Here is an 11520-nt window from a genome sequence, read left to right on the forward strand (position 1 = left end):
GGCTCTCAGCGTTCGACGATGCGGGCTTTTTTCCGCAGCTCTTCGGTGTAGGTTTTGCTCACTTCGTCGGCTTTCTGATCACCTAGGGCTTCGCCATTCAGCACCAGTTGCGCGACACGGTCGTCGGAAACCTCGCGCGAGCTGCACACACCGATAAACTCAAATCCCCGTTCGGTTTGCTTTGCAGGTGTAGCAGAACCAGCAGATGTAGCCTTGATCGCGTCAGCCCATTCCGACGGAAGTTCGGGTGCAAGCACACGTCCAAGGTCACGCACCGTCACATCCACGAGCCCCTTGGCAAATTGCCGGGTGGTATCGCAGCCCTTGAAGCGCTGACGCATCGCATCAGCTTCCTGTTTGCGCCGACCCGCCGAGCCCTTTTCGTTAGCGGGCACCACAAAGATGACCTGCTGAAGCATGTATTCAGTAGCGGAAGGCTTGGAGCCGCCCTGCTGCAACATCTTGCGTACGGCTTCCTGTTCGGTCATCCGCTTGCCGCCGCCGCGGGCCCGCTGATTCAACGCCTGGCTCCAGCTCATCTGGGCGCGAATGAATTCTTTGAAGTGTCGTTTGGTAACTCCGGCCTGATCGAGAATTCCGTCCAATTGCTTGGGCTGCAGCTTGTTGCCGGTGGCGAACCGGTTGTAGGCCTCGTCGACCTGTTTGTCGGGAATGCGTATTCCAAGGCGCTTCACTTCCTGATTATGAAGCGTCTGCTCGATCATCTGTTCGGATGCACTGCCCTTGGAGCGCTGCAGCTTGATAAAAGCAGCCCGCCGCTGGATATCATAGCTGGTAATCGGTTCATTGTTGATGACATATTTTATTTCGGTCGCCTGCGCCGGCACGCTGGCGGCCAAGGGCAAGGCGGCGATGCCTACCAGCAATCCAAGTCCGATCGAAATCAGACGGGTCCTGATCACATTCATTCCATTCTATCCCGGTTTTGAGCGTCCATTAGAACACGCTCAATGTCCTGCTCATGCGGCGAAACGATGACGTCGCCGATTGCCTAGTTCGAGCCGAACGAACTTGTATCGCTACCAAAGTCGCCAATGGTGCGGAACGATATGTTGAAGCCAACTTTCTGCGTCGCTTCGCGGGTATCGCGGTCGCGGGTCTCAGCATAGGTCATAGCGTACGAAAAGCATTCGTCGTCATAGGAAAAACCAACCGAGTTTCGGACCAGAACGCTGGACTCGAAATCATAGGTCCCCGAGCCAAAAACCTTCCAATTCTCGTTAAACCGCGTCGATGCCCCGAGTGAGACTTCACGGCGATCATCGGCAAACCCATAAAGCGGCTGTGCCTGAATGAACGTGTATTTAGCGTTGATTGAGAACAGCGACGCTGCATAACCGGCCTTCAGCTCGGCGCGTCGCAATTCCGCAGTCTGCTCATCGAAGCGTCCTGAAACCGATGCCGATAAGCCGGCCGGGCTGGCAAAGCCTGCAAGCGCGACGAAATCAGAAGTTTCAGTCTCGAGACCTGAATAAGCACCGGCATTGACCAGGTCTGGCTCGGAGAATGAATTGGTGCCAGCCAGATGGTAGGACTGGCCGAACAATGCGTTGGTGGTCCAGCCATTCTCATAGCTGCCCGCATAACGGAAGCCGATATTCGCGCGGGTACCCCCCTCTATACGGTCATAGCCTGAAAATTTGTCGCGCTCAAATAGTGAACTCGCATCGAAGACGAAGCTCTGCGCATCTTCATTGGCGATTCCGAGTGTGCCGCCATAGGGCTCGTCAGGCCGCGCGAAAAGCTGCGCCATAGGCTCCAGAATATGGCTCGAACTTGTGGACGAGAACAATACCGGCCATCTCAGTTCTAGACCCGCAGATGCCATGAAACGGTTGTATGCGGATCGAACTTCGGAGGCGACAGTGCCATAACGCGACCCGTCCTGGCTGTATTCGAGACCGCTAAGATTATGTGCCATAGTATTGATGGCCCCCACCGAACCCGAGGTTGTGCTGCCCTGACCAACATCGCCACGGACATCAAACATCGGCGTGATCACTAGACCCGCATCGGTGATCATCGACCGCTTCCATTCGGCGCTAGCGGTGAGACGGCTATTGGTGGCTTCAACGCCGCGCACTGCAGGCACTGCCGAACTCCCGTCAAAGCGATCGCGGTTGATGACACGCGCATTGACATCGAAATTCAGCTCACCGCCAAAAACCGGCGCGTCGGGCGTGTAGGCATAATCAACTGAAGGCAGTACCCAAGGCTGTTTTTCGCTGCGGGCACTGGAATTCCCGTCGAGAAACTTTTCCTGGACCTGGAAACGCATCCCTCGCATGTCGAAATAATTACGATCGTTGAGACCTGTCAGATAAACTTGGCTTTGCTGAACAAAACTGCTGTGACCGGGAATGCCGTAGGTGTAGGCAAAATTCTTGTCAGACTGGGCCAGAATATCCCAGCCAAAACTCCAGCGTGGATTGATGGCGAAATCACCCTTGGTTCCGACCATGCCGCGCAATTTTTTCGGATCACCAACGGTGCCGCCATCGACTGTGTTGAACCCGAACTGGTCGGGATCTTTCTGGCTGATGCCCGCGATTTTAAGATTATACTGGCCGTTATCAAAGCGCTGGCGCCACTCGGCCATGCCCAGAAAGCCCTGCTTCGTGTAGTAACGCCCGTGCAACGTAAGATCATAGGTCGGTGCAAGCGCAATATAGAACGGAATGTTGAAGCCGACGCCCAGGTCGCTCTTGTAAGCGACGCCAGGGATCAGGAAGCCTGTCTTACGCTTAACGGTAGGATCGGCGACTTCAAACGCGGGCAGGAACGCCAGCGGCTGACCAAAAAATTCAAACCTTGAGTTTTCAAAGCGGACTGTCTTGGCTTTGCCGTTCCAAACGATCTTCTGGGCCTTGATCCGCCAGATTGGTGGCTTGGCTGGATTTTCCTCGCAGGGCGCGCATGCGGTATAGACGCCATTGTTAAAGGTCGTCAGGAAGCCGTCCTTACGTTCGGCGCTTTCAGCAGCAAAGTAAGTCTTGTCGGCAGTCTCAATACGCAATGCATTGACGAAGCCGTTGGCAAAGTCATCTGTGATGTCGATCTTTTCAGAAAATACCTTGGTGCCAGTGCCGTCCTCAAGCGCGACATTTCCGCTGGCGATCAAGCGTCCGGACTTGCGGTCATATGTGACGCGCTGCGCCACCAGCTTGTTGCCACCGTAATCGATCTGCACGCCACCGACGGCTGTAACTGTATCAGCGTCGTTGTCGTAGACAAGAGTGTCTGCCTCGAGCAGCATTTGTGCGTTGGCAGGAAGGGTGGGCGCAACCAGCTCAACGTCCTGTGCCTTGGACGGGCTGGAAGCTAGCACGCACGCTATCGCCGTCGCGCCAAGCAGGCGCGCCAGCAAAGCCGACGAGCAGATATTGGCCCGCGCCAACAACACTTTAGCCGTCCTCCTTATGGAGTAGGAATGTCACCCCAAAGAACAATGCCACAATCACCGGGAACCAAGCCGCGATGACGGGTGGCACGAATCCCGCTGTTCCGAATGCTTTCACCAGAACCGATATCACATAAAGCAGAAAGCCGGCCACGACGCCACCCAGAATCATCGTTGCAGATTGCCCCATGCGCTCAAAACGCATCGAAACCGTTGCGGCAATGAGAGTCATGGCAACGAGCAGCGGCGGCAAGGCAACGAGCGAGTGAAATTGCATGGCAAAAGCGTTTGCTCTCAAACCGAAGGAACGTGCGACTTCAATTTTCGCGGGCAGCTCGAAAAACGGGATCGTTTCAGGCCTCGCCAGCCGCTCCTGTACGATTTCGGGTCGCAGATTGGTCTTGATCCGTGTCGACGGAATAGCTGCTTCGCTCGCTCCGTTGAGTTCGGTCACATCAATCAGTTCCCAGTATCCATCTCGCAGGAAGGCCCGCTTAGCATCAAGCCGTTTAGAGATGTCGCCGCTGCTGTCAAAACGGAAGAAAACAGCATCGGCTAGCTCCAACCCTTGGCTGAGGATAGCGCGAGCGCCGATGATGGTTTCTCCCTCGTCAGTTTTCTGGCGAATCCATGGAGCGCTGAAGGCCGAAACCTCGTTTGATTTGCCCGATCGAAGAGCAGTCTCGATATTTTCAGCCCGTGAGAACCCATAAGCAGCAAGAGGATTAAGAAGCGTGATGGTGAGGATGCCAAACAGCAGCGCACCAAGACATGCCGGCAGCAGGAACTGCCATGCGGAAATGCCGGCAGACCGGGCGATCACCAGCTCGTACTTGCGATTGAGCGATACGAGTGTCGCCATTGCTGCAAAAAGTCCGACAAATGGCACCACCTGCTGCATGACCATGGGCACGCGCAACGCCGACAGTGCGAGCCCAAGCTGCACCGTGTACCCAGGCAGTCCAGCAGCGCGGCTGGAAAATTCGGTGAAATCGATGATGAACACCAGCGCAAAAATACCGAAGAAGAACCACAGTGTGATTGATACGTAACGGAAGAAGAAATAGCGTCCGAGTGTCCAGCCCATCAGCTGTGCCCCTTAACGTCAGGGACCGGGTGGCCCAGCAGCCGATGGCGGACAAGGATAATCCTGTCACCGATACGGCGGACAAAGGCGGCAGCGTTATCGGCCCACGTTACCGGCAATTCCATGCTTCGGAGCGTTAGGATGAACCAGATCGAAATAGCGGATGCCATAATTGGTACCAAATAGACCGCAACCGCGAATGCAGGTGCAGTTTGGGCCTCATTTGCCACAAAAAAGCCGAGCCATCGCACAATAAGTGCGAAGCTGAGGGCAGTAACGATCGGGTGGATGCGCGCCTGCCGATGCGAGCGGGCATCGCCCGCAACGGCCAGCGCAATCAGCGCAAAAACCAGCGGATAGACCCACTCTGTCAGTCGCCGGTGCAGTTCCGCACGGAATTGTTGCGGCGCTTTCATGTAAACGGGGTCGTTCGGGTCCGGATTGAACAGAGACCCCAGTGTCCGATCTTTGGCGAAGAGCACGATCTGCGAAGCTGCCGATGAAAAGGCCGATAGATCAAACGCATAAGAGTTGAATTTGATAACCGACACACTAGCGCCAACAGTCTTGCGATGGACGACCCCGTCGCTCATCAGCAGGACGTTTTTCGCATCCATGTCTATCACCGCGCCATCGCGCGCGTAGTAGACGAGGTCAACATTCTTCTCGCGTGAATCGGCCACGAAAATTCCACCAAGTTTGCCGTCGGGCAGACGCTCTGCAATCTGCACGAACAGCCCTTCGTCAATCTTGCGAAAGCTTCCCTCTTGAACAACCGTGGACAGCAAATCGGCGCGCGCAGTTGAAACCAATTCACGGGCGCGTTGTCTCGCGAACGGGTCGATGCCATTGTCCACGACGAACGACAACATGCTGGCGCCAGCCGCCAGAAGCAGGATCGGCCGGATCGTGGCCAATCGAGAGCTGCCGGCTGCGCTGATCACCACAAGCTCGGAATCGCCGTTCATCATCGACAATGTCTGTGCGACGGCAATCGCCACGGCAAACGGAATGACAACGGGAATCACCGAGGGAAGGACAAGCGTTGCCAGTTCAAAGAATGCCAGAGCCGACTGTCCGCTGGACGTCACAAAGTCTATGCGTGTCAGCACCTGCGTCGTCCAGACAATTGCCAGCGTCCAGAACAGTGCCGCGGCAAAGACGACAAATGCGCGTCGCAGGATATAGCGTTCGACGACTTTCATAAACACTGCGGATCCGTATTCACATCAGGTTATGCGCCGAAGCGCCGCCAAAGAATAGCTTCCGCTATGCATCTGGGCTCGCGGTGCTACCGAACGTCGGTATGCCACGCTTACCATGCGTAAAACTGTGGGCAAAATTGGATAAAAAACACCCAAGAAACAGAGTTAATACTCTGTAAATGAGTGTGCAGGCAATGGTGATGTGGCGTCACCCAGGCGCGCAGCGGCCAGCTATGGCATCTACCTGTCGACGTTTTGACGCTTGCTGCCTCGCCAAAGCCTTGCCATAGCCCTCAAAACAACCAACATCACCCATCTTGACCGCCGAAGGAAATCTTCATGACCACGCAGCCCGAAATCAGCTTCGCCAAAATCGACGTACCGAAAAAGGGCACCGTCATTCTTCTTTCGTCCGAAGATGGGCTGAGCGCGACCGCGCGCCGGTGCGATCCCGCGGGTGTTCTGGACAACGCCTTCAGAGTCGCCGGCTTTGAGGGCAAGAGCGGTACTTCCGCTGAAATTCTCACACCGCAGGGCGCCGATTGCGACCGTATCGTGGTGCTTGGGCTCGGCAAATCGACGGCACTCACCGAACATTCATGGCTCAAACTTGGCGGCGTTGCCTTCTCGCATGCGCGCAAGTCGGTGGAAATATCGATTATCCTCGACGCTGCGGGCGTGGACGCCGGAGCCAGCGAGGCGGCCAGTGTCGCATCTGGAATTCTTCTGCGCGCTTACGCTTTTACGAAATACAAAACGAAAAAGGACGAGGAAGACACGGCTGAAGATCGCAAACCGCCCCACTTCACCATCCTGTGCGCAGATCCGACCAAAACCAGGAAGGCGTTTGCCGAAGTGCAAGGGGTTGTCGACGGAGTTTTGCTCGCCCGCGACCTCGTCAACGAGCCAGCCAATATTTTGGGCCCTGTCGAATTTGCCGATCATGCCAGCGCGCTGGAATCGCTCGGCGTGAAGGTCGAAATTCTTACTGACAAGGATATGAAGAAGCTCGGAATGGGGGCTCTGCTTGGCGTAGCCCAAGGTTCGCCGCGCCCCGCACGCATGGCGGTGATGTCCTGGAATGGCGGCAAGGCCGAGGAAAAGCCGATCGCGTTCATCGGCAAGGGCGTTGTGTTTGATACCGGCGGCAACTCAATAAAGTCGGCTTCGGGCATGGAGGACATGAAGGGCGACATGGGCGGCGCGGCAGCCGTAACCGGTCTGATGCACGCTTTGGCTGCCCGCAAGGCCAAAGCAAATGTCGTCGGCATCATTGCCTGCGTCGAAAACAGCGTTGACGGCCATGCCCAGCGCCCTGGTGACATCGTCACCTCAATGTCGGGGCAGACCATCGAAGTCTTGAATACGGACGCAGAAGGCCGTTTGATCCTTGCGGATGCCCTCTGGTATTGCAATCAGCGCTTCGAGCCTAAATTGATGATTGACCTCGCCACCCTCACAGGCGCCGTGATGGTGGCGCTCGGGCAGCACCACGCCGGCCTGTTTTCCAACGACGACGAACTCGCCACTCGCCTACTGACCGCGGGCCTTGCGACGCAAGAGAAGCTTTGGCGCATGCCGCTCGGTGCCGAATACGACAAACTGATTGATTCGAAGAATGCCGACATGAAGAATATTGGTGGCCGCTACGGTGGCTCTATCACTGCTGCGCAATTCCTTCAGCGCTTTGTGAAAGACACTCCCTGGGCGCACCTTGATATCGCCGGCACCGCGATGGGCAGTCCTTCAAGCGAATTCAACCAGTCTTGGGGATCAGGCTTCGGAGTCAGGCTCCTCGACCGCTTGGTGCGTGACAACTACGAGACCTGAGCTGGAGATCATGGCCGAAGTTCTCTTTTATCACCTGACTGAATCGACCCTCTATGATGCGCTCCCGGGGCTGGTCGAACGCAGTTTGCAGCGCGGCTGGAAGGCGGTTGTCCAGACCGGAACCGAGGAACGTCGCGACGCGCTTGATACCCATTTCTGGACGTTTCGTGATGATGGCTTTCTCGCTCATGCGACCGACCAGGATCCGTATCCGGAAGAACAACCCGTGTTGCTTACCATCGCGGACGGTAGTCCAAATGGTGCAGAGATACGATTCTTGGTCGATGGCGCCGAACCGCCAGACCTAAAATCGTATGAGCGCGCGGTGTTTATGTTCGATGGTCACGATGCCACGCAGTTGGAGGCCGCACGCCGTCACTGGAAAGTTATGAAGACCGCTGGCCACGACGTTACGTACTGGCAACAGACGCCGGAAAAGCGCTGGGAACGCAAAGCCTGAGGCCTCCGGGCCCCAGCAAGATTCAGGGACAACACTTCAATGCGCGTACTGTACCTTCTGGTTTTTCTCCTCGGGATTGCGGCGATTTTTTACCCATCACTGTCGCCAGATGCGGAGCGCGCGATCGGGAAGTGGGCCATAGCGGAACAGGCTGATGCATATTTACCTCTCGACCTGTCAGTGAAAGCCGAGGATGCACCCTTTGTGGTGGAAATTGAGATGACAGCTGTTGGATGGCAGCCTGGCCAAGGCGCTGCATTGACCGTTGTTGCAGATAGCAATGGCCGCACGTTGCTCGCCAAGCCTTTAACATTTTCCACCACGAAGCCACGCGAAATCAATCCGCAGACGCAGGAAAAAATCTATTCAGACAACGCCGGCACGATCTCCGCGACCAAGGACACATCTTATCGGTTCACAATCACACCAGGTGACGCGGAAGGCGTTGCAACTACCATTCGCTCCGTTCACCTGATCTTGCGCAGTGTGTCGATGGTGGATCCGCGGATTCGCCCGGGCGGGTTTATCCTCGCGGCGATCGGATTTATCGGCTTTGTGCTCGCGATGGCGCGAGGCAGGAAAACACCGTCAAATCCAAACTCTCAGCCACCGACTGGCCGGTGGGGCAGGGGTGCTGGCTGACCTACTCGGTCGTGCCAGTCTCATATTCCGCAGAAAGCGACAGCCACTTTTCTTCATGACCAGCAAGAGTGCCCGCAAGTTGCGAGCGCTCTTTGGCAAGTCGCGTGGGGGTCGAGGGATCTTTTTCGTAGATCGCCGGGTTGGCAAGTTCATCTTCGATAGCATCGATGCGTTTGCGAATGCGGTCCATCAGCGCTTCGGTTGCTCGAATTTCCTTGGCGATCGGCTCCATCGCAGCGCGACGCTGCGCAGCCTCACGGCGGCGGTCGGCTTTCGACGCCTTGTCCTGTTCACGCCGCTGGCGTCGGTCGCCAGCGTCACCTGTCACTTCGCGGCGATATTCCGCAAGGTCGTTTTCATAGGGTTTTACCGACCCGTCCTTGACCAGCCATAGCCGATCGACGGTGGCTTCGATCAGATGCGGATCGTGAGAGATCAACAGCACCGCGCCGGAATAATCGTTCAGCGCATAGACCAGCGCTTCGCGCGAATCGATATCCAGGTGGTTGGTCGGTTCGTCGAGGATAAGAAGGTTCGGGCCGTCAAACGCAGCAAGCCCCATCAAAAGACGGGCCTTCTCGCCGCCAGAAAGGTCCTTGGCGGCAGTATGCATCTTCTCTGTTGCCAATCCCATCTGCGCAACGCGCGCGCGCACCTTGGCTTCCGGTGCACCCTGCATCAGAAGCCGCACATGGTCGACCGCGTTCTCCTCCGGCCGTAAATCGTCCATCTGATGCTGCGCGAAAATCGCGACCTTCAAACCAGGTGCGATTGTCATAGTGCCCGTCTGCGCCTTGAGGCGTCCGGCAAGAAGTTTGGCGAACGTCGACTTCCCGTTTCCGTTTGAACCCAAAAGCGCGATACGGTCGTCCTCGTCGATGCGCAGATCAAGATGCTTCAGTACCGGCTTGTCCGGGCTGTAACCGGTCGAAACACCGCTCATGGCGATGATGGGCGACGCAACGGTCTTCACCGGCTCTGGAAAATCGAAAGGCTTTACCGAGTCGTTGAGAATCGCCGAAATCGGCTTCATCTTCTCAAGCGCTTTCAGCCGCGATTGGGCTTGCCGCGCTTTTGAAGCTTTGGCCCGGAAGCGCTCGACGAACGATTCCATATGTTTTCGGGCTGCATCCTGCTTAATCCGGCTCTTTTCCTGCAGGATCTGCTGCTCTTCGCGCTGGCGATCGAACTGGTCATATCCACCGCGCCAGAAGGTCAGCTTCTGCTGGTCGAGGTGTACGATTGAATCGACCGCTCGGTTTAACAGATGGCGATCATGCGAAATCAGGAGAACTGTGTGGGGATATTTCCCGACATAATTCTCCAACCACAGCGTGCCTTCAAGATCGAGATAGTTGGTAGGCTCGTCGAGAAGAAGAAGGTCCGGTTCAGCAAACAGTACGGACGCCAAGGCCACCCGCATGCGCCAGCCTCCCGAGAACGAGGACGCAGGGCGTTTTTGCGCTTCGGCATCAAAACCAAGTCCAGCTAAAATTGTAGCAGCGCGCGCCTCCGCAGAATGCGCATCAATATCGGCGAGCCGCATGTGGATATCAGCGATGCGATTAGCATCCGTCGCCGTTTTTTCTTCCTCGAGAAGGGCAGCGCGCTCTACGTCCGCCTGCAATACGATTTCAATGAGGGCATCTTCAGTGCCCGGTGCTTCCTGCGCCACTTGGCCGATGCGCGTGCTTTTCGGCATCGATATCGTGCCGGTCTCGGTCGCAAGATCGCCGGTGATGGCTCTGAAGAGAGTAGTCTTCCCGGTTCCATTTCGGCCAACAAGGCCGGCCTTTGACCCTGCAGGCAGGGTCAGAGACGCATGGTCAAGGAGAAGGCGCCCGGCGATGCGCAGCGAGATGTCATTGAGGATAAGCATGGCGGGGCGCTTTTGCACGCTCCTGCGGTTTATCGCAAGGGGTTGTGGCCACGTTCATTGCTATGCGAAAATGGGCACGCAGCGTTGCGTGCCCATTTGATCAGGTTCCTAATTTATTTGGCAAGGGCCAGACAGAGCTCAACCAAAGCGCGATCATAGCTGCCCGCATTGGCCACGACATCAATGCAGCGCTTTTTCATCATACTGATCTTTCCGCTCTGCATGCCACCAAGTGCGGAATATCCAAGCGCATTATTAGTGGTGGAAGACGTTTGCCGAGACGTGGTCACCGTGTTTGTGCCGTTCTTGCCATTTTTACCGTTGGTTCCGTTGGTACCGCTAGTGCCTTTGGTTACGGTCGACTTACCGCCACCTGTACCGATATCAACATCAATGGTTGCGAGCGACTTGCCGCCGACCGTGGTTCCGACACCGGCCTTCACGCCACTTGTACCTCCGACGCTTGCGGTCGTTTTGGAATCGACAACGCTTTTGCCGTCGAGGACCGATGTGTTGCTGGTTGCATTGATTCCGTTTGTGCCGCCGACTGATGCTGTCGTCCGGGAATCAACGGCACTTTTACCATCGAGTACCGATGTATCGCTTTTGATAGTCGCCCCAGCGGTCCCACCGATTGAGGCATCGATACCCGCATTGGCGACGCCCTTGCTGGTGCCGATGCCTGCGCCCACATCGGCGCTAATGCCCTTCGCACCACCCACATTGGCACTCGCGCCGAGCGGTCCATTTTCACTAGGTCCCATGCTGATGCCGTTTGCACCGCCGACGTTAAGCCCGCCGGCGTCACCAATGCTCATTCCGCCAAGCGCGCTTCCGAGGGCGCCACCAAGGCCATCGCCGCTGGTCAACCCCCCGAGAGAACTTCCTGCTGCGCCAGTATCGCCGCCGGTTATGCCTCCTAGTGCACCACCAAGGCCGCCGAGGGCGCCGCCGGCGCCAGTTGATTGTCCGGACTGCCAAGACCGCCAGCTGCAC

Annotated in this window: 9 protein-coding genes; 3 read left to right on the top strand and 6 right to left on the bottom strand. The window is 56.6% G+C overall.

Going from position 1 to position 11520, the window contains the following annotated elements:
• Positions 1 to 5: 5 nt before the first annotated feature.
• The 4 genes from GA830_RS11645 to lptF form a co-directional block, all read right to left on the bottom strand.
• Entirely contained in the window at positions 6 to 929 is a 924-nt protein-coding gene (locus GA830_RS11645) for a SurA N-terminal domain-containing protein (protein WP_195162021.1), read from the bottom strand.
• A gap of 83 nt (positions 930 to 1012) precedes the next feature.
• Positions 1013 to 3277, bottom strand: a complete 2265-nt coding sequence (locus GA830_RS11650; protein WP_374939319.1) for an LPS-assembly protein LptD — start codon at positions 3275 to 3277, stop codon at positions 1013 to 1015.
• 148 nt (positions 3278 to 3425) lie between these two features.
• Complete coding sequence (gene lptG / locus GA830_RS11655; protein WP_195164918.1) at positions 3426 to 4511, bottom strand: LPS export ABC transporter permease LptG; 1086 nt, start codon at positions 4509 to 4511, stop codon at positions 3426 to 3428.
• Complete coding sequence (gene lptF, locus GA830_RS11660; protein ID WP_195162022.1) at positions 4508 to 5713, bottom strand: LPS export ABC transporter permease LptF; 1206 nt, start codon at positions 5711 to 5713, stop codon at positions 4508 to 4510. The genes lptG and lptF overlap by 4 nt, the downstream gene beginning before the upstream one ends.
• A gap of 339 nt (positions 5714 to 6052) precedes the next feature.
• On the opposite strand from lptF, the gene GA830_RS11665 reads away from it, so the two are divergent.
• From GA830_RS11665 to GA830_RS11675, 3 genes are read left to right on the top strand one after another with little or no spacing between them, the layout of a single operon-like run.
• On the top strand, positions 6053 to 7543 hold the full coding sequence (locus GA830_RS11665; RefSeq protein WP_195162023.1) for a leucyl aminopeptidase: 1491 nt from the start codon (positions 6053 to 6055) through the stop codon (positions 7541 to 7543).
• A 10-nt stretch (positions 7544 to 7553) separates the two neighbouring features.
• The gene (locus GA830_RS11670) at positions 7554 to 8003 is read left to right on the top strand and encodes a DNA polymerase III subunit chi (protein ID WP_195162024.1); all 450 of its coding nucleotides are present in this window, start codon (positions 7554 to 7556) and stop codon (positions 8001 to 8003) included.
• A 39-nt stretch (positions 8004 to 8042) separates the two neighbouring features.
• Positions 8043 to 8645, top strand: a complete 603-nt coding sequence (locus GA830_RS11675; protein WP_195162025.1) for a hypothetical protein — start codon at positions 8043 to 8045, stop codon at positions 8643 to 8645.
• Position 8646: 1 nt separating this feature from the next.
• Here the strand turns inward: GA830_RS11675 and GA830_RS11680 are convergent, their stop codons facing one another.
• Positions 8647 to 10524 carry an ABC-F family ATP-binding cassette domain-containing protein gene (locus tag GA830_RS11680; RefSeq protein WP_195164919.1) on the bottom strand — a complete coding sequence of 626 codons (1878 nt, stop codon included), beginning with the start codon at positions 10522 to 10524 and terminating at the stop codon, positions 8647 to 8649.
• A gap of 113 nt (positions 10525 to 10637) precedes the next feature.
• Positions 10638 to 11342, bottom strand: a complete 705-nt coding sequence (locus GA830_RS11685) for a hypothetical protein (protein WP_195162026.1) — start codon at positions 11340 to 11342, stop codon at positions 10638 to 10640.
• Positions 11343 to 11520: the final 178 nt, after the last annotated feature.

Source organism: Mesorhizobium sp. NBSH29, from assembly GCF_015500055.1.
Classification (GTDB): Bacteria; Pseudomonadota; Alphaproteobacteria; order Rhizobiales; family Rhizobiaceae; genus Neomesorhizobium.

Coding starts and splice junctions, on each gene's coding strand:
- GA830_RS11650 (WP_374939319.1), bottom strand. CDS start 3,277: ATGCTGCTCGAGGCAGACACTCTTGTCTACGACAACGACGCTGATACA.
- GA830_RS11675 (WP_195162025.1), top strand. CDS start 8,043: ATGCGCGTACTGTACCTTCTGGTTTTTCTCCTCGGGATTGCGGCGATT.
- GA830_RS11645 (WP_195162021.1), bottom strand. CDS start 929: ATGAATGTGATCAGGACCCGTCTGATTTCGATCGGACTTGGATTGCTG.
- GA830_RS11680 (WP_195164919.1), bottom strand. CDS start 10,524: ATGCTTATCCTCAATGACATCTCGCTGCGCATCGCCGGGCGCCTTCTC.
- lptF (WP_195162022.1), bottom strand. CDS start 5,713: ATGAAAGTCGTCGAACGCTATATCCTGCGACGCGCATTTGTCGTCTTT.
- GA830_RS11665 (WP_195162023.1), top strand. CDS start 6,053: ATGACCACGCAGCCCGAAATCAGCTTCGCCAAAATCGACGTACCGAAA.
- GA830_RS11685 (WP_195162026.1), bottom strand. CDS start 11,342: ATGAGCATTGGTGACGCCGGCGGGCTTAACGTCGGCGGTGCAAACGGC.
- GA830_RS11670 (WP_195162024.1), top strand. CDS start 7,554: ATGGCCGAAGTTCTCTTTTATCACCTGACTGAATCGACCCTCTATGAT.